Source organism: Pollutimonas thiosulfatoxidans, assembly GCF_004022565.1.
In the GTDB taxonomy this organism is placed as follows: Bacteria; Pseudomonadota; Gammaproteobacteria; order Burkholderiales; family Burkholderiaceae_B; genus Pusillimonas_D; species Pusillimonas_D thiosulfatoxidans.
The window spans coordinates 131,111-156,767 of sequence record NZ_CP022987.1 but is presented as its reverse complement, the minus strand read 5'-3'; the positions used below and the strand labels follow the sequence as shown (position 1 = coordinate 156,767).

The following is a 25,657-nucleotide window of genomic DNA, read 5'->3' as shown; positions in this document are numbered from 1 at the left end:
CATGGTCATTGTGCAGGAAGACGACTTCGACACAGCTTCATTGCTGGAAGAATTGCGGCAGCGTGGCGCCGGCAAGGCCGGTGCGGTGGTTAGCTTTACGGGCTATGTTCGCGACTACGCCGAAGACACCCCTACCCAGTCGCTGTTCCTGGAGCACTACCCCGGCATGTGTGAGCGCGAAATCGAAGCCCTGTGCGCCACGGCTCAATCGCGCTGGAACATCCACGAGTGCCTGGTGGTGCATCGCGTGGGCGAATTGCATAATGCCGACCAGATCGTCTTCGTGGGCGTAGCAAGCGCCCACCGGACAGATGCCTTCCGCGCTTGCGAGTACATCATCGACGCCCTGAAGACGCGGGCGCCCTTCTGGAAGCGCGAAACACTCGCCAGCGGCGAACGATTTTGGGTACAACAGCGCGACGCCGACGCGCAAAAGACCAGCCTATGGGATGAACCCCAGGAGCCAAAACAATCATGAGTAAAGCCAGGACCGATGCGCCCGCCATCGCATTGCGATGTGCCGTGCTGACCATATCAGACACGCGTACGGCGGATAGCGACAGTTCGGGCGACTATCTTGCAGCATCGCTGGCTGCGGCCGGCCACCAATGCACCGCCCGCGCCATCGTCCCCGGCAACCTTTACGGAATTCGGAGAATCATCAGCGACTGGATAGCCGACGATGCCGTGCAAGTGATCCTGACCAACGGCGGCACTGGCTACTCGCATCAAAAGTCCACGGTAGCCGCCATCACGCCGCTGCTGGACCAGCTTATTACCGGTTTTGGCGAGCTTTTCCGGCAGTTGTCCTATCGGGACATCGGCAGCTCGGCATTGCAATCCGAGGCCTTCGCAGGCGTTGCCAACGAGACCCTGGTCTTCTGCATGCCCGGGTCCACGTCAGCCTGCAAGACGGCCTGGGAAGGCATACTCCGGGAACAACTCGACAGCACCCACCGACCCTGCAACTTCGCCAGTGATTACCACCATGCTTGATTTCGACGTCGCCCAGTCGCGCCTGGCTGCAGCCGGCAAACCGCCCAGCATCACCGAAGCCTGTTCCTTGAACGACGCCTACGGACGCGTACTTGGACAAACTCTTTTCGCCACACAAGACCTCCCACCGGCGGACAACAGCGCCATGGACGGCTATGCGTTACGGTATGCCGACTACGCCCCAGAATGCGTTCTGCCTGTGCAGCAACGCTGTTACGCGGGCGAGCTTCCAGAGGCGCTACAAGCTGGAAAAACCATCAGGCTGTTTACCGGCAGCCTCATGCCGGAAGGCGCCGACACGGTCGTCATGCAGGAAGACACGGTCGAAGCCGATAACATGCTGCAGTTCCGGCACATTCCGGTGCGCGGTGCCCATGTGCGATTGCGCGGCGAAGACGTACGCGCCGGCGACCAGCTTTTCGCCAAAGGCACCGTACTGGGCGCAGCACAAATAGCACTGTTGGCATCGCAAGGCTACGCCGAGGTCACCGTTTATGCGCCGCTTAACATCGGCATATTAACCACTGGCGACGAACTGGTACCGGCAGGCCAGCCGCGCAGCGAAGAACAAATCTATAACGCCAACGGCCCCATGCTGGCCGCGCTGGCCCAAGCCATGGGCGTGCGGGTTCGGCATGTGTTGCACGCTCAGGACACCATGGAGTCGCTTGAATCAGCGTTCTCGACATTGCTGGCGGAATGCGACCTGGTGCTGACGGTAGGTGGCGTCTCTGTCGGCGACAAAGACCTCGTCAAACCAGCCATCGAACAACTGGGGGGCACTTTGGATCTATGGCGGGTATGCATGAAGCCGGGCAAACCGGTGGCACTGGCCACGGCACAAGAAAAGACCATCGTCTGCCTGCCGGGCAATCCGGTGTCGGCATTTGCCGTGTTCACCTTGCTGGTCACGCCGCTGATCCGCCAGATGCAGGGGCGTTCGACCATCATGCCTGCGGTTCAATACGGACGCATCGTCACCCCCGATCCCCTGTACGAAAAGCGCGAAGAGTTTTTGCGTGTACAGGCAGCCCACGACCGCGCCGGGCTGCCCGCTTTGACGCCGCATCCTCAACAAGGCTCCGGCATCATGAGCTCGCTGCCCTGGGCGACCGGTCTGGCCCGCATACCGCCCGCCACCCAAGTCAATGACGGCGACGTGGTCGCCTACTACGACTTGCAAAGCTGGTTGGCGTAAGCCAGGTCGTCCGGCGTGTTGATGTTGAAGAATGCGTGGGCGTCATCGGGAAACAGGACGGGGACCGCCTGATGGAGTGATTGCCACAGGCCCACCTTGCGATCACCGCCGCTCAGGAAGTCGCCCAGCGATGACATCAGGCTGGCGTGGACGACCATGCATAAGGGATGGCCGCGAGTAGCGGTTGTCGCATACGCAATAAGCGCAGCGGACTGATCAAGTGCCTGCGCCAGGCGGCCGATTAGGTCGGGTGGTAAACGAATCACATCCACAGGAAGCACGACTATCCACGGCGTGTCGATGTGGCGCAGCGCCGTAGCGACACCGACCAAAGGCCCCGCATCGTCGCCCCAGCTCTGGTCGTCGCTGATAACCTTGCCATAAGCTGCATAGCGCTCCTGATGACGGTTTGCGCTAACCAGCACGGTACCCACGCGAGGCGCCAGGAAACGATGCGCATGTGCGACCAGCGGCTCTCCGTTCAGCATCAGCAAGCCTTTTTCTTCGGCCGTACCGGCGCCGGCAAGAAGGGGGGATTGCATCCGCCGCGCGCGCCCGCCGGCGAGTATCAGACCGGTAGCGACAGCAGGGGGAATCATCCGCCGATATAGCTCATTTCGATCTTCTTGCGCGCGACCGTTGCGCGCCCCCGAATCTCGGAATAGTTGTCATCGCGAACCGACCAGATGCCGGCCATGCGCGCCGCGATGTCCTGATCGGAAGCGCCGCTGCGTATCAGGCCTCGAAGATCATGGCCTTGCGTGGCAAACAGGCACAGGAACAACCGGCCTTCTGGCGACAGGCGTGCGCGGGTACAGTCGCCGCAGAAGGGCTGGGACACACTGGTGATCACACCGACCTCGCCGCCGCCGTCTTCATAGCGCCAGCGCGCTGCCACCTCGCCACGGTAGTCGGCCTGCAAAGACACGACGGGGAACTCGGCGTGGATGCGCTGCAGTATTTCGGCGCCTGTAATGACTTCATCCATGTTCCAGCCGTTGGTGCTGCCTACATCCATGAACTCAATGAAGCGCAGCACGTGGCCGGAATGGCGAAAGCGCCGCGCCATGGGGATGATCTGCTGGTCGTTCAAACCTTTGCGCACGACCATGTTGACTTTGACTGGTGCCAAGCCCGCCTCGGCCGCCGCCTCGATGCCATGCAGCACCGTGGCGGGGCTGACCTGGCTGTCGCTCATGCGGGCGAACAACGCGTCGTCCAGGGAGTCCAGGCTGACAGTGACGCGGCTTAGGCCGGCCTCTTTCAATACCCTGGCTTTCTTGGCCAGCAATGTGCCGTTGGTGGTCAGCGTTATATCAAGCGGCATGCCATCAGGCGTACGCAATTGCGCCAGCATGGCGATCAGCGTCTCGATGTTCTTGCGCAGCAAGGGCTCGCCTCCGGTCAGACGAAGCTTGCGCACGCCCAACTGGGCCGCCACACCTGCGACCCGCGTGATCTCTTCAAAGCTTAACAAGGCCGAATGCGGCATGAAACTGTAGTTGGCGTCGAACACCTCGCGCGGCATGCAATAGGTGCATCGGAAATTGCAGCGATCGGTGACCGAGATGCGCAAGTCATGCAGCGGACGCCCGCGCGTATCTTTCGCTGGGCCCAAGGGGCGAGACGCCCCCGGCTGCGCGTCGGGTCCGGACCCTGCGGTATGGAAAATGACTTTGCTCATGACCTTATCTTAATCTTTCAGCGTCCAGCTCGGAGCGCCCGGGCGAAATCTGGCCCGAATGCCTCTTCCAGGGTTTCGACGCGGCCCATCAACGTAGCGTCGTAACCCACCAACTGCGATACATAGCCTTGATACTCTACCCCGTTCATCAAGTCCAGCAAACGCCTCATGTGCGGGGTGTCCAGGTTGTCCCGATGCACGGCCAGGAAATAGCGTTCCTTGGCAAGCGGTATGAAAGCCAGGCCACAACGCCAGGCCGCCGTCTCGACACCGATGCCGACATCGGCCATGCCGCTGGCAATGTGGGCGGCAATCGCCATATGGGTGAACTCGCTGGTGTCGAATCCCTGCACCCTGCTGGTGTCGATATTAAGCTGTTCCAGCATCAGCCCGACCAGGAAGCGCGTACTGGAGCCGATCTGCCGGTTGACGAAGCGCACGTCCTGATTGACCAGGTCGGCCACGGAGGTGATGTGCTTGGGGTTGTCGCGCTTGACGAACATGCCGGTATTGCGCACGGCAAGATTGATCAATCTGTGTCGGGTCGGATCCAGCCACTCGCCGTAGCGCTTCAGGATAGGCAGCTCGAACTCGCCGACCGGCACCTGGAAGCCGGCCAGGTCGCATTCGCCTCTATCCAGCGATGCCAGGGCTTCGATGGCAGTTCGGTAGCGTAGCTCCAGCGGCGACATATCCATGCCATTGGCCAACTGCATCAGGCCTTCCACCGCAAAACCATGGCTGGCGTGCAAGCGCAAGCGCGGCTGGCTTTCCGGGTATAGCCGCTCGAGTTCTTCCTGCAACTCGGAGGCCATGCTTTCCAGTGTCGGCATGAGCCGCGCGTCCAGCCGCCTGTTGGCCCAGATAAGGTGTTGGCCGAAATTGGTCAGTTTGGTGCCCTGCCGTCGCGAGGTCTCGATCAGTGCCATCTCGAATTCTTTCTCTGCATGGCGCAACAAGCCCCAGGCATGCCGATACGACATGCCGCAGGCGCGGGATGCGCCCGAGATATTACCTGTGGCATCGACCGCTGCCAGCACGCGCAACACTTCGCTAAGAGGCAGGACCGTACCGGACGGTTTCTCCAGTACCCACTCGGAACTCAATCGGGCCTTGAATTTGTATGTCATGGCTTCTCTGGCGGTGGCGCCGCGCATATATGCAGAACAGTTCCTATTGAATGATACGCGCTGGCCGAGTAGATTAGCTCAAACTGACAACAAGTATATATGCAGACAATTGCATGTTTGCGACAGAATAGTCCTGATCCCACCAAAGGAAGCGTCATGCATACGCCCCCAGACCCCAGCCAGTTCCGTCCATCGGACGATAGCGTGCGTGCTGTTGCATGCCAGGCCATCGAGCAATATCGCGACCAGCCCGGCAACCTGCTGCCCATACTCCATGCCGTGCAGCACGCCCTGGGTTGTATACCGGCCGGCGCCGTCCCGGTGCTGGCCGAGGGGCTGCAGTTATCGCGCGCCGAAATCCACGGCGTCATCAGCTTTTATCCGCACTTGCGCAGTACACCGGCCGGCACGGTATTGCTGGAAGTGTGCCGGGCCGAGGCCTGCCAGGCGATGGGCGGCGAGAAGCTGGCCGATCATGCCCAACAACGCCTGGGTTGCAGCTTCCATGCAACGACAGCCGACGGCGCGATCACGCTCGAGCCGGTCTACTGCCTGGGGCTTTGTGCACAATCGCCCGCCGTGATGATCAACGGACAGCCACACGCCCGCATGACGGCCGGCAAACTCGATCGGCTGCTGCAAGCCGAAGGGGTATAGGCATGGGCACTCAGCGCATCTTCATCCCCCGCGACAGCGCGGCCATTGCCGTTGGGGCTGACGCCGTCGCCCGCGCGGTCGCTCATGAAGCCGAGGCACGCGGGCTACAGGTAGAAATGGTCCGCAACGGATCGCGTGGCTTGCTCTGGCTGGAAACCTTCGTCGAAGTGGAAACGCCGGCGGGACGATACGCGTACGGCCCGGTCGAGGCCGACGATGTGGCAGGCCTGTTCGATGCCGGCTGGCTGCAAGGTGGCGCGCACCGCCTGGCTCATGGCTTGACCGAAGACATCCCCTATTTGAAGCACCAAGAGCGGCTGACCTTCGCACGCACCGGCATTACCGACCCCCTGTCCCTGACCGACTATCAAGAGCACGGCGGCCTGGAAGGCTTGCGACAGGCCCTGGCCATGACGCCCGAAGCCATCGTTGAACAAATCACGGCATCGGGCTTGCGCGGTCGCGGCGGCGCGGCTTTCCCCACCGGTGTCAAGTGGAAGACCGTCCTGGCAGCCGGTGACGACCAAAAATACATCGTCTGCAATGCCGATGAAGGCGACTCGGGTACTTTTTCTGATCGCATGCTGATGGAAGGAGACCCCTACACGCTTATCGAAGGCATGGCCATTGCGGGCCTGGCGGTTCAAGCCACCTACGGTTATATCTATGTGCGGTCCGAATACCCCTACGCTATTGCGACGCTGCAAGCAGCCATTGCCTCGGCCCGCAGCGCCGGCTGGCTGGGCAGCCAGATTCTTGGCAGTGATCGCGCTTTCGACCTGGAAGTGCGCGTCGGTGCAGGCGCCTACATATGTGGCGAAGAAACATCCTTGCTGGAAAGCCTGGAAGGCAAGCGCGGCCTGGTGCGCGCCAAACCTCCACTGCCGGCCATCAAGGGCTTGTTCGGCCGTCCCACAGTCGTTAACAACGTGATCTCGCTGGCGTCCGTACCGATTATTATGGCGCGCGGCGCGGCTTTCTATCGCGACTATGGTGTGGGCCGATCCACCGGCACGCTGGCCTTTCAACTGGCCGGCAATATCAAGCAAGGGGGCCTGGTCGAGAAGGCCTTCGGGGTGACCCTGCGCGAACTGCTTTATGACTTCGGCGGCGGCAGCGCCAGTGGCCGACCGCTGCGCGCCGTTCAGGTGGGCGGGCCGCTGGGCGCTTACTTGCCCGAGTCACAATGGGATGTTCCGCTGGATTACGAAGCTTATATGGCCATCTCGGCGATGATAGGCCACGGTGGCCTGGTCGCCTTCGATGACAGCGTCGACATGGCCAAGATGGCCGGCTACGCCATGGAGTTCTGTGCGGTGGAGTCCTGCGGCAAATGCACCCCCTGTCGCATCGGTGCCGTACGCGGCACCGAGGTCATACATAACATTCGCAACAATCAGCAGCGCGAACAACAAGTCATGCTGCTGCGCGATCTGTGCGACACCATGCTGGCCGGATCGCTATGCGCACTGGGCGGCATGACGCCCTACCCCGTCCTGTCGGCGCTGGAGCACTTTCCGGAAGACTTCGGCCTGCCCGCCATCCAGCCCGCCAACGCGCCAGCCGCCTGAGGATACCCACATGCTAGAGACCATCATTCAACGCGAACGCGATTTCGGCACACCGCCCTCCACCAGTACCCAGATGCTGCGCGTTACGGTAGACGGAACAGAAATGACCGTGCCGTCAGGCACTTCGGTGATGCGCGCCGCCGCCCAAGCCGGTATCAATATCCCCAAGCTTTGTGCGTCGGACACCCTGGAAGCCTTCGGATCCTGCCGCCTATGCCTGGTACAGATCGAAGGCCGACGCGGCTATCCGGCGTCCTGCACCACGCCAGTAGAAGAAGGCATGGTCATCTGGACGGAAACACCCAAGTTGCACGAACTGCGGCGCGGTGTAATGGAGCTCTATATTTCGGACCACCCACTGGACTGCCTGACCTGCCCGGCCAACGGCGATTGCGAGCTACAGGACATGGCCGGCGTCGTAGGCCTGCGCAATGTGCGCTATGGTCAGGACGGCGCCAATCACTTGTCCGAACCCATCGACGAGTCCAATCCCTATTTTGCCTACGACCCCTCCAAGTGCATTGTTTGCAGCCGCTGTGTAAGGGCTTGCGACGAGGTACAAGGCACCTTCGCGCTGACGGTCGACGGCCGCGGCTTCGAGTCGCGCATCACGGCTGGCCAGAACGATAGTTTTTTGGAAAGCGACTGCGTTTCCTGCGGCGCCTGTGTGCAGGCTTGTCCGACTTCTTCGCTGATCGAGAAATCGGTAATCGATATGGGGCAAGCCGAGCATTCCGTGATCACGACCTGCGCCTATTGCGGCGTAGGCTGCGCCTTCAAGGCCGAGATGAAAGGCCAGGAAGTCGTGCGCATGGTGCCCTGGAAAGACGGCCAGGCCAACCGCGGCCACTCTTGTGTGAAAGGGCGATTTGCCTGGGGTTACGCCACGCACCAGGACCGCATGCTCAAGCCCATGATACGCAGCGACATCTCGCAACCATGGCGTGAAGTCAGCTGGGACGAGGCCATAGCTTATGCAGCATCCGAGCTGCGCCGCATCCAGAACAAATATGGCCGCGACTCGGTCGGCGGCATTACATCCTCGCGCTGCACCAACGAAGAAACCTATCTTGTCCAGAAGCTCGTGCGCGCCGCCTTCGGCACGAATAATGTGGATACCTGCGCTCGCGTGTGCCACTCGCCCACCGGTTATGGCTTGAAGACCACGCTGGGCGAATCGGCCGGCACGCAAACCTTCGACTCGGTCATGTTCACCGACGTCGTAATCTTGATGGGCGCAAACCCCAGCGCTGCCCATCCCGTGTTTGCTTCCCGCCTGAAGCGGCGGCTGCGTGAAGGCGCCAAGCTTATTGTGATAGACCCGCGCCAGATCGAATTGGTTGATGGCCCCCACGTAAAGGCCGACTTTCATCTGCCCGTGCGGCCCGGCACCAACACCGCACTGCTTACCTCCATGGCCCATGTCATCGCCACCGAAGGCCTGATCGACGAGGCCTTTGTGGCGGAACGGTGCGAGCCTGTCGCCTTCGAACAATGGCGTGACTTCGTATCGCTGCCGGAAAACTCCCCCGAGGCCATGGAAGCCGAAACCGGCGTTTCGGCGGCAGCACTGCGCGGCGCCGCCCGCCTGTTCGCCACTGGGGGCAACGGCTCTATTTATTACGGCCTGGGCGTTACCGAACACAGCCAAGGCTCGACCACAGTCATGGCCATCGCCAACCTGGCCATGGCTACCGGCAACCTGGGCCGCGAGGGGGTTGGCGTCAACCCGCTACGCGGGCAGAACAACGTCCAGGGCTCCTGCGATATGGGCTCTTTCCCGCACGAGCTGCCAGGCTACCGACACATCTCGGACGACAAGGTACGACAGCAATTCGAACAGGACTGGGGCGTTACGCTGCAGCCCGAGCCCGGCCTGCGTATTCCCAATATGTTTGACGCCGCCATCAGCGGCTCGTTCAAGGGCCTTTATTGCCAGGGCGAAGACATCGTGCAGTCGGACCCGAACACGCAACACGTGGCCCAGGCGCTGGCGGCTATGGAGTGCATCATCGTGCAAGACATTTTCCTGAACGAAACGGCCAAATACGCTCACGTGTTCTTGCCAGGCTCGTCCTTCCTGGAAAAAGATGGCACCTTCACCAACGCAGAACGGCGCGTGTCGCGGGTGCGCAAGGTAATGGAGCCCAAGGCCGGCAAGGCCGACTGGGAGGCCACCTGTGCCCTGTCCAATGCCCTGGGCTATCCCATGAACTACAGCCATCCGTCCCAGATCATGGACGAGATCGCACGGCTGACGCCCACCTTCGCGGGGGTGTCTTTCGACAAGATCGACGAACTGGGCGGCAGCGTGCAGTGGCCATGCAACGAGCAGGCGCCCGATGGCACGCCCACCATGCACGTGGACGAGTTCGTGCGCGGCAAGGGCCGCTTCATGATCACCAAATATGTGCCCAGCGAAGAGCGCAGCACACGCAAGTATCCGCTGCTGCTGACCACCGGTCGCATTCTGTCCCAGTACAACGTCGGGGCGCAAACCCGCCGCACGCCCAATGTGGTTTGGCACAGCGAAGACCTGCTGGAGATTCATCCTCAAGACGCCGAAGACCGCGGCATCCGGCACGGCGACATGGTGGCGGTAGCCAGCCGTGCCGGAGAAACCGTCTTGCGCGCCGACGTCACCGAGCGAGTGCAGCCCGGCGTGCTGTACACCACCTTCCACTTCCCCGAGTCCGGCGCCAACGTGGTCACCACCGACAGCACCGACTGGGCGACGGACTGCCCCGAGTACAAGGTCACAGCCGTACAGGCCAGGCTGGTGACGGAACCCTCTCAGTGGCAGGCGCGGTGGTCGCGCTTCAGCGACATCCAGCTGGGTTTGCTGGCGCAACGCCAAGGCCAGCAGGACGGCCTGGCAGCCGACCCTACACCGGCATCGGTTCCGCAGACAGCGCCTACCCCGCAGCCAGTGGTAGCGGCATCGCAAGATTGAGACCAAGCCATGACGCCTAACAGGCCCCAGCGCTCCGACAACGATGCCGTCCTACCCGGCCTGTGCACCCGGTCGGTGTGGCGCAGCGGCCGCGCTACGCGGGGCTATGCCCAGACCGACACCCTGGCGGAAGAAGTGCCGGTTGCGCTGCAGTTCAATGGCATCAGCCACGCGACCTTACTGGCCACGCCCGCCGACCTGCTGGATTTGGCCTATGGCTTTTCCTTTACGGAAGGCATTATCCGCAAGGCCGGCGATATCTATGACGCTGATGTCGTGACCAGCCCGCAAGGCATCACACTAGCGCTAACCATAGCCAGCGCCTGCCTGCACGAATTGAAGCTGCGCCGACGCAGCCTGGCCGGACGCACCGGCTGCGGCTTATGCGGCATAGAGAGCCTGGACGAGGTGCGGCGCGAACTTGGCCCCCTGACGCCTAGGCCCGCGGCGTTTTCTACAGATGCCATCGCGACAGCGGTTGAACAGCTGCGCGCACGTCAACCTATGCACCTGGCCAGCGGCGCCACCCATGCCGCCGGCTGGGCCGACGCCTCGGGCGCCATACAGCATGTGCGTGAGGATGTCGGCCGCCACAATGCGCTGGACAAACTGATAGGACATTTGCTGCGCCAGACTATCGACCCGGCCCCTGGCATTGCAGTGATTTCAAGCCGGGCCAGTTTTGAAATGGTGCAGAAGGCTGCTGCAGCCGGCATATCTGCCGTCGTGGCGGTGTCGGCGCCCACGAGCTATGCAGCGGACCTTGCCGACGAACTGAATGTGATGCTTGCCGGCTTCGCACGCGAGCAATTCTTTACCATTTACAGCCACCCCGAATTTCTGGGGGCGCCGGGAGCCTTGTTTGAAAAACATCGACCACCTCATCAAGCTTGCCAACCGCATCGGCTATTTTTTCGAGGCCATGCCCGACCGCGCTGAGGGGCTGGAAGGCATTGCCAACCACATCCAGAAGTTCTGGGAGCCGCGCATGCGTATTGCGATCCTGGCGTTCCTGGACCAGCATCCCGATGGAAAATCAGGCGACGTCGCACTTAGCGAAGTCGCCCGCATAGCCATTATGCAGAACAAGGAACGTTTGACACCCGCCCCGAGGAACGCTGCTGTTTAAGTGGCTTCTTTCACCCGATAAACGAGCACTGCGGTTCTGGCCAGGCTGAGCACCTTGATGGTGACGCTGCCCAGCAGCAAACGTGACAGACCGCTGCGGCCGTGACTGCCAATGAAGATAAGGTCGCAGCCTTCTTCTTCGGCGGCTTGCACCAGGCCATCGGCCACATTGAAATTGGATACCGCCCTGCCGCGCGCTGGCACACCGGCGGTGGCGGCGCGATCGAGCACGGACTTAAGGTATTTTTGCGCTTGCTCTTGTGCCGTCTTGTCGTAGTCTTCGTCAGTAATGGCATAAGCTGCCGCCATGCCGTCGAAGCCCACCGTAGCCGCAAATGGCTGGGTGACGTACAGCGCTACGATCTCGGCACCGATCTCGCGGGCAAAACATACGCCCTTGTTGGCGGCCTGCGCCGACAATGCGGAACCATCAGTTGGTATAAGTATTTTTTTAAACATGATATAGCCCCCATGAGTATCGAATGCCCATCAGCATAACCTGTGCACCCTGCAAAACATAGCTGGTGAATACACTGGTTTTGATCTGGATCAAGAAGTGCCCGCTGCCTGGAACAAATGCGTGCAACGCGTGCCCGTACGGCAATAAGCCAGCACGGGCTGAGGCAAGGTCTGCAGCAGTTCGCTAAACCGCTGCACATCCTCTTGCGTCATCGCACCGCTGACGACGGGCTGATAAACAGCCTGCAGCCCGGCATCCTGCGCCGCAGCCATGACGTCAGTAGAGCTGGGCTGGTCAGGACCACCTTCCAGATCCGGTCGATTGATGATGACGCTTTTGAAGCCCGCATCGGCGACGGCTTGCATATCCTGGGGGACAACTGAGGCGCCACCGCGAAATTATCGGTCAGCGCATTGAATGGTAGGGACATATCGGACTCCTGGTTTTGTGCTTGTGAATCAGCTTGGAATCGATAGTATGTCCGGCACCGGCAGCGCGCAAGCCCTGATGCCCGCCCCTTGCGCTTAACTTAGCACCACGCCGTACTGCTGCATCCATTCGCCAACCACCGCACTTTGCAGCACCTGGAACTCGGCCACCCGTTGCGGACCAAGCCCATCAGTCGGATAAGCATCGGCGGCCGGATGACACATGATCACATCCCCATCGCGCGCGTGCTTGAACCACTGCTGTAGCAGCGCGGCATAAACCGGCTGTCCACCCTGAAAGTCATACACGCCAAGAAACCGTCGGTTCAGCGGCAAACCACGGCGCTGTGCCGCTCGCGCAAACTGACGCGCACCCAGCGCCTCTATGGTCCAGGCCTTCAGTTGCAAAGACCAGGACATGCCCGGCATGGCGGCCGCCTGCGTACACCGCAGCCACGGTGGGTTTTTTGCATAGCGTCGTTGCACTTGGTCCAGCAAGGCGCTGCGTATTTGAGGGAACTGATGGATATGCTGATGCCCATCTATGAAGTCGGGCGCGCGGCCAAGCAGCGACTCGAAAGCGTCCAATTGCCTGGCGATCTGCCGCGCTACCGCCTGAGCATCCAGGCGACGCAGCCAGGCATGCATGATCAAGGACGACACCGGCAAATAGAGCCCCGCCTGCTGCAGCGATTCGGTGAAGTTCAAGTGCAGGCCAAGCTGCAGGCCGGATTGCGTCAGCGCCTGGGCACCCGCAGCAAAGCTGGGGCCTTCCACCAGGCAACTGGTGGCATTTAGCCGCCCAAGCTTGGCCAGATGCAAGATACCCGCATCCACGGCAGGATTCATGCCAAAATCGTCCGCGCAGATCACGATCTGCTTTTTACCTGCTTCGGCCACACGCCTACTCCGGAAAACAACAACAATGCAGAAACTGGTACGCCAATTGGCTTGCTTTATTGCAGTGGGCAGCGCTGCCGCCGCGACACACTGGTTGGTGGTGGTCTTGGCGGTCTCGCTGGGCGGATTACCGCCGCTGATAGCCAACATCGCCGGATGGCTGGTAGCTTTTGGCGTTTCGTTTGCCGGCCACTTCCGCCTCACCTTCCGGCATCAGCACGCCCCCATGGGGCTAGCGGCGCGCCGCTTCTTTGCCGTCTCGGCCCTGGGTTTTGGCGTAAACGAACTGTCATACGCCTGGTTGCTGCATGCTACCGACCTTCCTTACGACCTGTTGCTGGCCCTGATTTTAATTGCCATTGCAGGTATGACCTTTATTCTTGGACGTCTTTGGGCATTTCGGCGCAAAACGTAAGTGGGGCGCCAGCCGGCACATGCCATACACGCAGTTTCCCGTCTTGCAGATCGGGCACCCAACCTTGCAAGTAGGGATAGCGGGTGGGGCTATCGTGTTGCCCCATCAGCCATAGGTCAACGACGCGGTCATTGCACAGTTTGCGCAGTAGCCCCTGCTTGTTGATCAGCAGATTTGCGGCGGCAACGGGATCAAACCTTCCGGCATCGTAAAGCTCTCGCCGCCAGTTGTCGGTACTCTGCAATTCGGGATCGTCCCAGTCCGACACCACAAAAATGGACTTGCCCGCACCAAGATAAAACGGCAAGTCATAGCGATACCGCTCAAGCATGACGATTTTGTCGGAGGGCCCATAGTAGGATTTCAGATTCAGTGCCAGCGCTTTGGTGCCCGGTTGCGGCCAGGCCACCATCACCATCGCCGCTGCAATGCAGATAGACAGCGATATGGCCAGAAAGCTGCCCAGCATGCGTAAAGAGCGTGCCCCGCTGGTGCCTGCCAACCGGGGCGCCCAGGCCTCGGCGACAAAGTAGGCGAAAGGCGCGATGGCCGGCAAGATATAACCGACCAACTTGGAATTGGGCAGCGAGAAAAACACCAGCACGAACAGCAACCAGATCAGCATGAGACTGCGTATGCGTTGGTGTTGGAGATTGCGCCAATATGCCCTGTCGGCCAGGCGCCACAGCTTCAGCGACCAGGGCAGCATCAACCCCAGCAGCACGGGCGCATAGAACCAGACTGCTTGGGCGTTATTGAAACTCTTCCCGGTAAATCGCTGAAGATGCTGATTGACGATGAAATAGTCGAAGAAGCCTCCGTAGCGCTGCTGCATGGCGTACATCCATGGCAGCGCCAACAACAGAAAGATAGCAATGCCCGGCAGCCACAGCAAGCGGCGCATCGTGTCGTAGCGGCGCCGCCAAAGCAGCCAGAAAAAAATCACACCACCGGGGATGACAATACCAATGAGGCCTTTGGTGAGGAAGGCGGCAGCGGCAACAGCGTATGCCGTCAGCAAAGCCGTCCGGTACTGTCCATGTTGCTCGTAACCAAGAGCGGCAACCGCCAAGGCTACGATGGTAGCGGTAACCAAGCCACCCACCGTCATGTCCATATTGGCGTAATGAGACGCGCCGAACAGCAAGGGCGAACTCATCAGGATGAGGGCAGCCAGCAGTGCGATCCGCGTATTCACATAGTTTTTAAGAAACCAGAACAACACCGTAATCGTAAGGACTGCGCCGCCCACCGAAACCAGGCGCGCCGCCCATTCGTTGACGCCAAACACTGACAGGGACAGTGCGGTCAGCCAGTAAAACAGCGGGGGCTTGTGAAAGAACGGAAGGCCGTCCAGCATGGGCACGGCATACTGACCCGTACTGAGCATATGCCAGGCTATGCCGACATAGCGGCCTTCGTCGGGCAATAACAAGGGATACAGGCCGGTAGTCGCCGAAAGCCATAGCAAGCTGACTGCCGCTACCAGCCATGTGGACTGCACATCCAGGACATTGGTCAGCGTCGTTGCCAGACGCGGCTTGGGTAGTGGCGCGATGCACGCCGACTCTATCGAGCTTGCTTCGGAGGAGTGTTGCATAGAAAGTTGCGAATCAACTGACTTCTTCGGGAAGCTCGGATAGCAGCACGGATGGTATGCCCGGTTCTTGCTGCGGCGCTGCTGCTGCCCGGGTGCGAGCCGTCATGCCCTGCCCTTGTCGCTGACGCACCAGGTATACGGGACGCCGTTTGACCTCGTCGAAGACCCGGGAGATGTACTCGCCCACCACGCCCACGGAAATAAGCTGCACGCCAGCAAAGAAGAGGACCACAGTCATCAGCGTGACCCAACCCTGCACCGGATCGCCAAACAGCATGTAACGCCCGACAATGAATGCACCGTAGGAAAAAGACAGCAGCGACAGCAAAATGCCGAACAAGCTGAGCATGCGCAAGGGCCAGGTTGTAAAGGCCGTCAGCCCATCGATGGCAAAGCGAAATAGCTTGAAAGGCTTGAAGCAGCTTGAACCGTGCAAGCGCGGCGGCGGCCAATACGCCATGGGCTCGGCCTTAAAACCCACCCACGCGAACAAGCCTTTCATGTAGCGGTTGCGCTCAGGGAGCATCAGCAAGGCATCTACCACGGCACGATCCATCAAGCGGAAGTCACCGGCATTTTCGGGCACTATCAGGCCGTCCGATGTGCGCATGAGCTTGTAAAACAAACGGGTGCCCCAGCGTTTGAAGGTGGCTTCGTCTTCGCGCGTCGCACGCACGGCATAGACCATTTCGATCCCAGCACGCCAACGGTCCAGCATTTTCGGTATGAGCGCGGGAGGATGTTGCAGATCGGCGTCCATGCAAATGACGACTTCTCCGCGCGCGGCCTCCAGCCCAGCCGTAAGCGCCGCCTCTTTGCCGAAGTTGCGGCTAAGCTGCAAATACAAGATGCGGGGATGACGCTGCACCCAATCGTGCATGCTGTCTGGCGTGCCGTCGGTGCTGCCGTCGTCAACCACGATGATTTCAAACTTGCGGGCAAGCGGCTTCAGCACGGCGAGCAATGCGGGCAGCAGCACGTCGAGATTGGCGCGCTCGTTAAGGCACGGAATGACGCAAGTCAGCGTTGCTGGCTGTCGCATGGCAATAGGCGTTACGGAAGTAATTGGAAGTTCTTGTGATCGTCTACGGCACGCGCACAGCGTTAACAGTGGGTGACATGCCCGAATGTTAGCCGATAAGTGTAAGTTTGTGTAGCTTTACGTCAGTTTGAAACAAGGCGTTGTTGACGGCCTACAAAAAAATTTATAAGATACCTTCCATATACATCTTATGGCCGCAAGGCTTCAACAGCTCCGCCCGCCCGCAGGACCTCCCACATGGCTAGACCCGACTTTTGCACCGAAGAAGACATCACCGCCCTGGTTCATGGGTTTTATGGCCGTGTGCGCGCCGACGCCATGCTGGCGCCCGTGTTCGACGCCCAAATACAAGACTGGGATAAGCATCTGGCCATCATGTGCCGATTCTGGTCGTCGCTGCTTCGCGGCAGCGGCACGTATACCGGTACACCCATGCCCAAGCACGTGGCCCTACCGGGCCTGACGGCCGACATGTTCCACCAATGGCTGTCGCTGTTTCGCGAGACCACCCAGCAGTTTTCAAATCCCGAGTTCGCCGAGCGCGCCCAGGACTTCGCTGAACGCATCGCGCGCAGCCTGTGGTTCGGCTACCAGATCAATAACGAACCCGAACGCCTGCCCACCGAGCTGGCCCATGACTGACCTTACCCAAGCCCGCACGCCGCAAACTGCCGCCGGCGCGGCGCCTGATCTGCAGGCCTTCCTCAGCTTGGGATTCCGCCCCCTCTACATCGCCGGCTGCGCCTGGGCGCTGATCGCGATTGCCCTCTGGATCTTCGCACCTCAGTGGCTGGGACAACCGCTGGGAGGCGTGGCGTGGCATGCACACGAAATGCTGTGGGGCTTCATCGCAACAATCGCCGTCGGGTTTCTGCTGACCGCAAGCGCCACCTGGACCGGCTTCAATCCGCTCAAGGGGGCCGGCCTGGCCGGGCTGTGCGTCTTATGGGTGGTGGCTCGACTGGGCCTGCTGTTTGGCGGCGAAACCGGCTTTCATATTGCCTGCGCCAGCGTGGCGGCATTTTTTCTGATCAGCGCCGTTTGCCTGCTGCGTGTCATGCTCAAGGGCAACAGCCGCCGCAACTACGGCGTACCCGTGCTGGTGCTGGGCCTGGGCCTGACCGACGTGCTGTTCCTGCGGGCGGCCTTGGCCGGCGACTACATCCTGCTGATGCAGCGCTTCAATCTGGGCTTGATCTGCATGGCAGTCATTGCACTGCTGATTGCACGGCGGGTTATTCCTTTCTTCTCGATGCGCATGGTGCCCGGCCTGACCATACCCATGCAGACCCGCAGCGGGCAAGTACAACTGGCACTAAGCGTGCTGGCCATCTTGCTGGGGGCTGTGCAATGGGCCGCCCCTATGGCTGCGGCCCTGGCGGCCACCGGCCTTATCGCCCTGTGGCAAACCATACGTTGGCAGCCGCTGGCTGTGCGCCATAAGCCATTGCTATGGATTCTGTACATCGGCTATGCCGCCATGGGCGTCGGCCTGATCGCCGCCGGAATGCATATCGCCGGTCTGGGTACCGGCGTCTTGCAGCGGTCCGCCGCACATGTGCACATTATTGGCATGGGAGGCTTCGCCGTCCTGATCATCGGCATGGTCACGCGTACCGCGCTGGGCCATCTGGGGCGCCCTCTCGTCCTCGATGGCAGCATGCTGCTTTGCTATTGGCTGATGATCGCCGCCGTCGTACTGCGGCTGGCAGCCTTGTGGCCCTCTGGCGCCAGCCTGACGCTGCTGCAAGCCGCCGCAGTGTGCTGGATGGGCTGCATGGCCTTGTACCTGTGGCGATTTGTGCCGCTGCTGATACGGCCTCGGGCCAAATAGGCGGGCAAGCGCCATGCGACTGACCGCCATGACCGACTATGCCATGCGTCTGCTGATGTACGTTGGACAGCACCCTGACCGCCTCTGCACCATCAATGAGATTGCGGGTGTCTACGCGATTTCCGAGCCGCACCTCATGAAGATCACCCATAGGCTGGCTCAGAAAGGCTGGATAGAAACCATCAGGGGCAAGCATGGCGGCATGCGGCTGGCGCATCCGCCACAAGAAATCAACCTGGGCGCGGTCGTGCGTGACATGGAAAACGACCTGGCCCTGGTCGAATGCTTCGTTACCGGCAACAGCTGCACGCTAAGCGGCACTTGCGGGCTGACGGGCATCCTGCAGGGCGCGCTGCAGCAGTTCATGCAGCATCTGGATCGCTACACGCTAGCCGATATCATTCCGCAACCATATCGCAGCGTACTGTGATGGGGTGCGCCCGCAGCACAGACAGCACGGTGTCATCGACTTTGCCTTCGACATCGGAAATCACATAGCCGATCTGGCCTCGTGTCTGCAATTGCTGGCTGACGATATTCAATCCGTGCTCTGCCATTAGATTGCTAAGCGTACCCATGGCGCCAGGCAGGTTGCGGTGCACATGCAAAATACGCGCAACGCCGGCGGTTTCCTGATACGGAATTTCCGGAAAATTGACCGCACCCTTGGTGGTGCCGCTAAGCATGAAGCGCAGCAGTTTCTCGGCGACTTCGCGCCCTATGTTCTCTTGCGATTCTTGCGTGCTGCCCCCGATATGCGGGGTCAGGATGACATTGCGCATACCGATAAGCGGGCTGATCAAGGGCTCGTCGACGCTTTTCGGCTCGGAGGGGAAGACATCCAGCGCCGCACCCGACAAATGACCTGACTTCAAGGCGGCGTGCAGGGCGTCGATGTCGACGACGGTGCCGCGCGAGGCGTTGATAAGGATGGCACCCCGCTTCATGGAACCTATGGTTGTGGCATCCATGATGTTGCGCGTGGCATTGCCGCCCGGCACATGCAAGGTAACGATGTCGGCCTGGCTTAGCAGCTTCTTCAAGGATGAGCAGGCGCGGGCATTGCCCAGCGGCAGCTTGGCTTCCACGTCATGAAAAATAACGCGCATGCCGGCGGCTTCGGCCAGCGTACCTACCTGTGAACCAATATTGCCGTAGCCGATAATGCCCAGCGTCTTGCCGCGTGCCTCGAAGGCGCCGTCGGCGGTCTTGTCCCAGTGCCCTTGATGAACGCGATCGTTCTTTTCGGGGATGCGGCGCAACAGCAAAATAGCTTCGCCCAATACCATTTCAGCAACGGAGCGGGTGTTCGAAAACGGCGCATTGAATACCGGCACCCCGCGCAGCATGGCGGCTTCCAGGTCGACCTGATTGGTGCCTATGCAAAAGCAGCCGATGGCCCGCAGGTCAGGAGCACCCGCCAACACGGTGGCATCCAGATGGGTACGCGAACGGATGCCGACCAGCTCGGCGCCAGCCAATGCATCACGCAATGCATCGGGAGGCAGGGAAGACGCATGGGTGACGACATCTGTGAGGCCGGCCGAGGTAAATACTTCCTTGGCGCTAGGGTGGATGTTTTCGAATAAAACAATACGAGTCATGAATATCCCGGCAGACAATGTTAAAGATCTATTGTGGACGATTTGGTCCGTTCAACGGCAGGTGCCCCCTGGGCGTAAAGGGCTTTGTGCAGGCTTAGAAGCCTACCGCCTGACCGTCGCGCCGGCCGTCGCTGGCCGCCACATAACCATGATCGCCATCGGATTCGGACAAACGCCAGATGAACTGGCCCGCGCCGAAATCCATATAGGGATCGTCGACGGCCTTCAGGCGATGGCCCAGGGCTTCCAACCCGCGTATGACGTCGGGGTTCATGCTGGACTCGACATCCAGCGTGAAGTCGCGGTTGACCTTCCAGCGCGGCGCGCAGCATGCCGCTTGCGGTTGCTGGTCGTAATCGATCATGCGGATAAGCGTTTGCATATGGCCTTGCGGCTGCATGTCGCCCCCCATGACGCCAAAGCTCATTACTGGCTTGCCGTCGCGGCTGAGAAAGCCTGGAATAATGGTGTGGAAAGGACGCTTGCCGCCTTCCACCACATTGGGCGATTGCGGATCCATCGAAAAGCCCACGCCCCGATTCTGCAGGCTGATCGCCGTGTCGGGCACAACCACGCCTGATCCGAAACCCATGTAGTTCGATTGTATGAAAGACACCATCATGCCGTTCTCGTCGGCCGCGGTCAGGTAGATCGTGCCGCCAGCATGTGGGCGACCGGCTTCGTGATGCATGGCCTTGTCCAGGCTTATGAGGCGCGCGCGGCTATCCAGATAGCTGTCGTCCAGCATTTGCTCGGGCGTCACTGTCATGCTGCCAGGATCGGACACATAGCGGTACAGATCGGCGAAGGCCAGCTTCATGGCTTCGATCTGAATGTGCTGCGACTGCACGGAGTCGACCGGCATATTGCGCAGATTGAAGCGCTCCACGATGCCCAAGGCAATTAAAGCGGCTATGCCCTGCCCGTTAGGGGGGATCTCGCTGACGGTGTAGCCATGATAGTTCTTGGAGATGGGCTCGACCCATTCGGGCTGATAATTGCGCAGGTCGTCCAGGCTGAGCGCCGCGCCATTTTCGCGACTGTAAGCCGCAATTTGTTCAGCCAGTTCGCCTTCGTAGAAGTCGCGTCCGTATGATTTGGCAATGCGCTGCAAGGTGCGCACGGCGCCCGGATGACGGAAATTCTCGCCGACCTTGGGGGCACGCCCACCCGGCATGAATCCCTGCGCAAAGCCCGGCTGATCATGCAGTTCTTCGGCAGCCTTGGCCCACTTGGCCGCCACGACCGGCGGCACGACAAAGCCACGCTCGGCGATTTCGAGCGCGGGCTCGAACAAGTCTTCAAACGGGAGTTTGCCGAACTTCTTGTGCAACGCCGCCCAGCCGGCGACCACACCGGGCACAGTGACGGTATCCCAGCCTCGCTTGGGCTGCTTGGCCAGGCCAGCCGCATCCGTGCCGTACTTGCGCTTGAAGTAGTCCACGTTCCAGTTTGCTGGCGCGGTGCCGGAAGAATTCAACCCGTGCAGCTTCTTGCCGTCCCACAAAATGGCGAAGCAGTCGCCGCCTATGCCGCAGGACACCGGCTCGACCAGCGTGATGGCCACCGCGCCGGCGATGGCGGCGTCGACGGCGTTGCCGCCCTTGAGCATCATGCGCAAGCCGGCCTGGGCCGCCAGCGGGTGCGAGGTCGAGACCACGTTGCGGGCAAACAGCGGAATGCGCACGGACGGATAAGGGTTGATCCAGTCGAATTCTTTCATGATGAACAGCTACCTAATCAAACATTGAACAGGAAGTTAAGCACATCGCCATCCTTGACCACGTACTCTTTCCCTTCGGCGCGCATCTTGCCGGCTTCTTTCGCGCCTTGCTCGCCCTTGCAGGCGACGAAATCTTCAAAGGCTATTGTCTGGGCACGTATGAAGCCACGCTCGAAGTCGGTATGTATTACGCCAGCGGCCTGCGGCGCGGTGTCGCCTATCTCGATCGTCCAGGCGCGCACTTCCTTCACGCCTGCTGTAAAGTAGGTTTGCAAGCCCAACAAGCTATAAGCGGCGCGGATCACGCGGTTCAAACCCGGCTCGTCCATGCCCAGATCGGCCAGGAAAACGTTACGGTCTTCGTCGTCCAGCTCGCCGATCTCGGCCTCGACCGCCGCGCACACCGCCACGACGGGTGCATTCTCGGCTTCTGCGTATTTCTGTACGGCCTGCAAATGCGGATTGCCTTCGAAGCCGTCTTCTTTCACGTTGGCCACATACATGCAGCGCTTGGCGGTAATGAAACAGAACTGCTTGATCAGCGCCGTTTCGTCTTCATCCAGTCCCAGCGACCGGATGGGCCGCGCCTCGTTCAGCACAGGGATGATTTTTTCCAGCAGCGCCACCAGCTTGATGGCTTCCTTGTCGCCGGCACGCGCCGTCTTCTGGTTGCGCTGCAAGGCTTTCTCGGCCGTGGCCAGGTCGGCTAGGGCCAGCTCGGTATTGATGACCTCGATGTCGGAAATCGGATCAATGCGCCCGGCCACGTGGACGACGTTCTCGTCTTCGAAGCAACGCACCACATGGACGATGGCATCGGTCTCGCGGATGTTCGCCAGGAACTGATTACCCAGGCCTTCCCCTTTGGATGCTCCCGCCACCAGTCCCGCGATATCGACAAACTCGACCACCGCAGGCAGCACACGCTCGGGCTTGACGATGTCGGCCAGTGCCGACAAGCGGCTGTCGGGCACCTCAACGACGCCCACATTGGGCTCGATGGTGCAGAAGGGGTAGTTCTCGGCGGCAATGCCAGCCTTGGTCAACGCATTGAATAGGGTTGATTTTCCGACGTTGGGTAAACCAACAATGCCACATTGCAAAGCCATGAGTGTCCTGAAAGATAAAGAAGTAAAGCGGGAAAGAGACTATTGTAGTGTTTGTCGGCGTGCCGGTCCGGCGCCGGCGGCCGCCCGATCCTAGACCGCCAGTTCGGGCGCCATGCGCAATACCAGCCACACAACCAGCAAAGGCCCACCGTTAAAGATGCCATGCAGCAGTATCGAGGCGCCTATGCCCAGCCTCACGCGGTGCCATCCCAGAACCAGCCCCGTCAGCCATTGCGGCAATACCAGCAAGGGCAGCAACCAAAGCGGCGTCTGATGCAAATTGAAGTTGTACAAGTGCACCGCGGCGAAAGCCACCGAAGTCAGGTGGAATACCCATGGAAAACCGCGCCGATAAGCCTTGCGCACACGCCAGGGCAAGTCACGACGCGCAAACGGCATGTTCAGTAAGTAAGGCAGCCAGCACAGCAACAGAATGCCGGTAACCAGCAAAATACCCGGCCACTTGGCTCCCATCAACATGGCAGCGACTGCGCCGGGCACCAGCCACCATGCCGGTGCAGGCCGACGCAAGGCATAGCGGAACACCAGCTCTTCGACCACCGGCGCCCACAACAAGGCATGCAGCCACGGAATATTGTGAATATTCAGCCGGTGGGTCGCCCCGCCGGCTCCGGCGGCGGCGACGGCGATGGGCCCCAGGAACACCAGGTTGATGGCCCACAGGAATAGCGCCCACTTCAGCAGGCGGCCTACCGAGACGGTCGGAAACCAATCCTCCCACCATCCATCGCCAGCGCGCCGGCCGGGTAACCTGGGAGCCAGCCGGGGACGCCTGACAAAAGAGAAGAAGTCGCGCAGCTCGTCCCGAAAACGCAGCCGGCCAACAGCCGGCGACCGGCCGCTGCCGGCTTCAAGCACGATTGGCCTCGTGCAACTGGCTGGTGGCTTGTTGAAACTCGCCGCGCAACAAGGCGGGCGCCACCGCCCTGCATCGGTCGATGACCTGCACTATCCCATCGAGTTCGTCCTTGCGCGGGGAATTCAGCACGAAGGCGGCCACGTCCTGAGCCAGCCCCAACGTACGTGGATGGCCTATGCCGATGCGCAAGCGCCAGAAATCCGGACTGGAAAACGCGGCCTGTATGTCGCGTAAGCCGTTATGGCCGGCGTGCCCGCCACCTTGCTTCAGCTTGACCTGCCCCGGCATGAGATCGAGCTCGTCATGCAGGACCAGTACTTGTTCGGGCAGGAGCTTATAAAAACGCATCAGCGCGCCGGCCGCCTGCCCCGAGCGGTTCATGAACGTGCTGGGCTTGGCCACGATGATCGCTTCGCCATCGAACCGGCCCTTGGCTACCCAGGCAGAAAACGCCTTGTCCAGCGAAAAGCCCGCCTTCAGGTCGTCGGCCAAATGATCGGCCAGCCAGAACCCGGCGTTATGCCGCGTGGTTTCGTATTGGGGACCTGGATTGCCCAGGCCGATAATGAGGCGAATTGCAGGTGGAGTCATAGTCGCAAAGTCTACACAAGAAAAACCCCTGCCGGCGCGAGGCGGGCAGGGGTTGTGCCGGATAAGGCGCTTGCTTATTCGGCAGGCGTTTCGGCTTCGCCGTCGGCTGCAGCAGCGTCAGCGACATCGGCACCCGGCTTGCTAAGCGCAGCGGCCAGCACGAGCTCGTTTTCCGGGCCCTTGAAGGTGTGAACCACGCCCTTGGGCATGGTGACATCCGACAAGTAGACGTTGGCGCCGCCCACCAGCATGGCCAGGTCGACCTGGATGAACTGAGGCAGGTTGGCAGGCAGGCAAGTGACTTCAAGCTCGGTTACGACGTGGCTGATGATCTGGCCGCTAAGCTTGACGGCAGGAGAGGTCTCGCCGTTGATGAAGTGCAGGGGAACCTTCGTGGTGATCGAATGCGAAGCATCGATGCGCTGAAAGTCCACGTGCTGCACTTGCTGCTTGTACGGGTGCCATTGCACGGCACGCAGCAGAACCTGACCGCCTGCCTTGCCATCCAGTTGGATATCGAGGATGGAGGCGTGGAACTCTTCTTTGCGCAGGGCGTGGAAGATTTCGTTGTGGTCGAGCTCGATGCTGACGGGATCGGCATTGCCGCCGTAGACGATGCCCGGGACACGGCCAGCGTGGCGCAGGCGGCGGCTCGCACTCGTACCCTTATCGCTACGCGAAGTGGCGTTGAATTTCATGGATAACTCCAAATACTAAAGGCCGTTACAGCCTTGTGGGTAATCGCAGCACCAGTGTGCTGCGAATGACTGCTGCCCGCCGCGACCAGCGGACAGCAACATGCTTAATCGACGAACAGTGAACTGACTGATTCGGCGTTTGATATACGTAATATGGTCTCGCCCAATAGCGAGGCACACGATAGCTGGCGAATCTTGGGGCAATCGCGGGCCTCGTCCGACAAGGGAATGGTGTCGGTCACAACCAATTCGTCGAGCTCGGACTCGGCAATGCGCTGCACTGCACTGCCCGACAATACCGGGTGCGTGCAATAGGCATACACCATGATGGCGCCACGTTCTTTAAGCGCCTGCGCAGCCTTGCACAGCGTACCGGCGGTGTCGACCATGTCGTCCATGATGATGCAGGTGCGGCCGTCGACTTCGCCAATAATGTTCATGACTTCGGACACATTGGCGCGTGGACGACGCTTGTCGATAATGGCAAGGTCGGCCTCGAGCTGCTTGGCCAGCGCACGGGCGCGGACCACACCACCGATGTCGGGTGAAACCACGACCAGATCCTGGTAGTTGCGGCGCCAGATGTCGCCCAGCAAAATAGGACCTGCATAAATATTGTCGACGGGTATGTCGAAGAAACCTTGTATCTGGTCGGCATGCAGATCCATGGTCATGACGCGGTCAACGCCCACGACCTGCAGCATGTTGGCAACAACCTTGGCCGAGATGGACACTCGCGCCGAGCGCGGGCGACGGTCTTGGCGGGCGTAGCCGAAATACGGGATGGCAGCGGTGATCTTGCCGGCTGAAGCACGGCGCAGGGCATCGACCATTACCATGATTTCCATCAGGTTGTCGTTGGTCGGCGCGCACGTGGGCTGCAGCACGAAAACATCTTTACCACGGACGTTTTCGTTGATCTCAACCATGACCTCGCCGTCTGAAAAGCGGCCGACAGTCATTTTCCCCAACGACATATCAAGGTGATTTGCGACATCGACCGCTAACCGTGTGTTAGCTGTGCCGGTAAAAATCATGAATCTGTCGTGTGCCATG

Annotated in this window: 26 protein-coding genes and 1 pseudogene; 12 read left to right on the top strand and 15 right to left on the bottom strand. The window is 60.5% G+C overall.

The annotated features are described in order from the left end of the window. Position 1: 1 nt before the first annotated feature. From CKA81_RS00725 to CKA81_RS00715, 3 genes are read left to right on the top strand one after another with little or no spacing between them, the layout of a single operon-like run. Complete coding sequence (locus CKA81_RS00725; protein WP_128353580.1) at positions 2-478, top strand: molybdenum cofactor biosynthesis protein MoaE; 477 nt, start codon at positions 2-4, stop codon at positions 476-478. Continuing rightward, a complete protein-coding gene (gene moaB, locus CKA81_RS00720) occupies positions 475-996 on the top strand; it encodes a molybdenum cofactor biosynthesis protein B (RefSeq protein ID WP_128353579.1) in 522 nt (173 codons plus the stop codon). Before CKA81_RS00725 ends, moaB begins: the two co-directional genes overlap by 4 nt. Further along, positions 989-2,194: a molybdopterin molybdotransferase MoeA gene (locus CKA81_RS00715; RefSeq protein ID WP_128353578.1), complete on the top strand. Its 1,206-nt coding sequence runs from the start codon at positions 989-991 to the stop codon at positions 2,192-2,194. Before moaB ends, CKA81_RS00715 begins: the two co-directional genes overlap by 8 nt. On the opposite strand, the gene mobA is transcribed toward CKA81_RS00715, so the two are convergent. The 3 genes from mobA to CKA81_RS00700 are packed head-to-tail and all read right to left on the bottom strand — an operon-like array spanning position 2,167 to position 5,008. Then, a complete protein-coding gene (gene mobA / locus CKA81_RS00710; RefSeq protein WP_237183398.1) occupies positions 2,167-2,736 on the bottom strand; it encodes a molybdenum cofactor guanylyltransferase MobA in 570 nt (189 codons plus the stop codon). The two genes, CKA81_RS00715 and mobA, sit on opposite strands and share 28 nt — an antisense overlap. Before the next feature lie 53 nt (positions 2,737-2,789). Further along, the gene (moaA, locus tag CKA81_RS00705) at positions 2,790-3,878 is read right to left on the bottom strand and encodes a GTP 3',8-cyclase MoaA (RefSeq protein WP_128353576.1); all 1,089 of its coding nucleotides are present in this window, start codon (positions 3,876-3,878) and stop codon (positions 2,790-2,792) included. 17 nt (positions 3,879-3,895) lie between these two features. After that, on the bottom strand, positions 3,896-5,008 hold the full coding sequence (locus CKA81_RS00700; protein WP_128353575.1) for a substrate-binding domain-containing protein: 1,113 nt from the start codon (positions 5,006-5,008) through the stop codon (positions 3,896-3,898). A gap of 156 nt (positions 5,009-5,164) precedes the next feature. Here CKA81_RS00700 and CKA81_RS00695 point away from each other — a divergent pair, with 156 nt between their 5' ends. Genes CKA81_RS00695 through CKA81_RS00675 form a run of 5 tightly spaced genes read left to right on the top strand, consistent with a single transcriptional unit; the run spans position 5,165 to position 11,318 of the window. Further along, positions 5,165-5,665: a formate dehydrogenase subunit gamma gene (locus CKA81_RS00695; RefSeq protein WP_128353574.1), complete on the top strand. Its 501-nt coding sequence runs from the start codon at positions 5,165-5,167 to the stop codon at positions 5,663-5,665. 2 nt (positions 5,666-5,667) lie between these two features. Beyond that, complete coding sequence (locus tag CKA81_RS00690) at positions 5,668-7,236, top strand: formate dehydrogenase beta subunit (RefSeq protein WP_128353573.1); 1,569 nt, start codon at positions 5,668-5,670, stop codon at positions 7,234-7,236. 10 nt (positions 7,237-7,246) lie between these two features. Next, the gene (gene fdhF, locus CKA81_RS00685) at positions 7,247-10,189 is read left to right on the top strand and encodes a formate dehydrogenase subunit alpha (protein ID WP_128353572.1); all 2,943 of its coding nucleotides are present in this window, start codon (positions 7,247-7,249) and stop codon (positions 10,187-10,189) included. Between the two features lie 9 nt (positions 10,190-10,198). Further along, complete coding sequence (fdhD, locus tag CKA81_RS00680; RefSeq protein WP_128353571.1) at positions 10,199-11,128, top strand: formate dehydrogenase accessory sulfurtransferase FdhD; 930 nt, start codon at positions 10,199-10,201, stop codon at positions 11,126-11,128. Next, entirely contained in the window at positions 11,112-11,318 is a 207-nt protein-coding gene (locus CKA81_RS00675) for a formate dehydrogenase subunit delta (RefSeq protein ID WP_237183397.1), read from the top strand. Before fdhD ends, CKA81_RS00675 begins: the two co-directional genes overlap by 17 nt. Here the strand turns inward: CKA81_RS00675 and CKA81_RS00670 are convergent. The 3 genes and pseudogenes from CKA81_RS00670 to CKA81_RS00660 form a co-directional block, all read right to left on the bottom strand. After that, the gene (locus CKA81_RS00670) at positions 11,315-11,776 is read right to left on the bottom strand and encodes a universal stress protein (protein ID WP_128353569.1); all 462 of its coding nucleotides are present in this window, start codon (positions 11,774-11,776) and stop codon (positions 11,315-11,317) included. The two genes, CKA81_RS00675 and CKA81_RS00670, sit on opposite strands and share 4 nt — an antisense overlap. Before the next feature lie 90 nt (positions 11,777-11,866). Beyond that, a pseudogene (locus CKA81_RS00665) lies at positions 11,867-12,207 on the bottom strand (TIGR01244 family sulfur transferase). A 94-nt stretch (positions 12,208-12,301) separates the two neighbouring features. Next, positions 12,302-13,105, bottom strand: coding sequence for a ChbG/HpnK family deacetylase (locus tag CKA81_RS00660; protein WP_128353568.1), 804 nt, complete (start codon positions 13,103-13,105; stop codon positions 12,302-12,304). A 25-nt stretch (positions 13,106-13,130) separates the two neighbouring features. On the opposite strand from CKA81_RS00660, the gene CKA81_RS00655 reads away from it, so the two are divergent. Further along, a complete protein-coding gene (locus tag CKA81_RS00655) occupies positions 13,131-13,520 on the top strand; it encodes a GtrA family protein (protein WP_128353567.1) in 390 nt (129 codons plus the stop codon). On the opposite strand, the gene CKA81_RS00650 is transcribed toward CKA81_RS00655, so the two are convergent. Further along, complete coding sequence (locus CKA81_RS00650; RefSeq protein WP_128353566.1) at positions 13,480-15,120, bottom strand: glycosyltransferase family 39 protein; 1,641 nt, start codon at positions 15,118-15,120, stop codon at positions 13,480-13,482. The two genes, CKA81_RS00655 and CKA81_RS00650, sit on opposite strands and share 41 nt — an antisense overlap. 13 nt (positions 15,121-15,133) lie before the next feature. After that, positions 15,134-16,162: a glycosyltransferase family 2 protein gene (locus CKA81_RS00645; protein WP_128353565.1), complete on the bottom strand. Its 1,029-nt coding sequence runs from the start codon at positions 16,160-16,162 to the stop codon at positions 15,134-15,136. A gap of 237 nt (positions 16,163-16,399) precedes the next feature. On the opposite strand from CKA81_RS00645, the gene CKA81_RS00640 reads away from it, so the two are divergent. Genes CKA81_RS00640 through CKA81_RS00630 form a run of 3 tightly spaced genes read left to right on the top strand, consistent with a single transcriptional unit; the run spans position 16,400 to position 18,426 of the window. Continuing rightward, on the top strand, positions 16,400-16,804 hold the full coding sequence (locus CKA81_RS00640; protein ID WP_128353564.1) for a group III truncated hemoglobin: 405 nt from the start codon (positions 16,400-16,402) through the stop codon (positions 16,802-16,804). Then, entirely contained in the window at positions 16,797-17,996 is a 1,200-nt protein-coding gene (locus CKA81_RS00635; RefSeq protein ID WP_128353563.1) for an NnrS family protein, read from the top strand. The genes CKA81_RS00640 and CKA81_RS00635 overlap by 8 nt, the downstream gene beginning before the upstream one ends. 13 nt (positions 17,997-18,009) lie before the next feature. After that, positions 18,010-18,426, top strand: a complete 417-nt coding sequence (locus tag CKA81_RS00630) for an RrF2 family transcriptional regulator (protein ID WP_128353562.1) — start codon at positions 18,010-18,012, stop codon at positions 18,424-18,426. Here the strand turns inward: CKA81_RS00630 and serA are convergent. The 7 genes from serA to CKA81_RS00595 form a co-directional block, all read right to left on the bottom strand. After that, on the bottom strand, positions 18,395-19,600 hold the full coding sequence (gene serA / locus CKA81_RS00625) for a phosphoglycerate dehydrogenase (RefSeq protein ID WP_128353561.1): 1,206 nt from the start codon (positions 19,598-19,600) through the stop codon (positions 18,395-18,397). The two genes, CKA81_RS00630 and serA, sit on opposite strands and share 32 nt — an antisense overlap. 94 nt (positions 19,601-19,694) lie before the next feature. Further along, a complete protein-coding gene (locus tag CKA81_RS00620; RefSeq protein WP_128353560.1) occupies positions 19,695-21,323 on the bottom strand; it encodes a gamma-glutamyltransferase family protein in 1,629 nt (542 codons plus the stop codon). Between the two features lie 17 nt (positions 21,324-21,340). Beyond that, positions 21,341-22,432 (bottom strand): redox-regulated ATPase YchF, encoded by a 1,092-nt coding sequence (ychF, locus tag CKA81_RS00615; protein WP_128353559.1) that lies wholly within the window; start codon positions 22,430-22,432, stop codon positions 21,341-21,343. A gap of 90 nt (positions 22,433-22,522) precedes the next feature. Continuing rightward, entirely contained in the window at positions 22,523-23,311 is a 789-nt protein-coding gene (locus tag CKA81_RS00610) for a CPBP family glutamic-type intramembrane protease (protein WP_128353558.1), read from the bottom strand. Then, complete coding sequence (gene pth / locus CKA81_RS00605; protein ID WP_128353557.1) at positions 23,304-23,903, bottom strand: aminoacyl-tRNA hydrolase; 600 nt, start codon at positions 23,901-23,903, stop codon at positions 23,304-23,306. Before pth ends, CKA81_RS00610 begins: the two co-directional genes overlap by 8 nt. A 74-nt stretch (positions 23,904-23,977) precedes the next feature. Continuing rightward, positions 23,978-24,601, bottom strand: coding sequence for a 50S ribosomal protein L25/general stress protein Ctc (locus tag CKA81_RS00600; RefSeq protein ID WP_128353556.1), 624 nt, complete (start codon positions 24,599-24,601; stop codon positions 23,978-23,980). Between the two features lie 104 nt (positions 24,602-24,705). Continuing rightward, positions 24,706-25,656, bottom strand: a complete 951-nt coding sequence (locus CKA81_RS00595; protein WP_164878309.1) for a ribose-phosphate pyrophosphokinase — start codon at positions 25,654-25,656, stop codon at positions 24,706-24,708. Position 25,657: the final 1 nt, after the last annotated feature.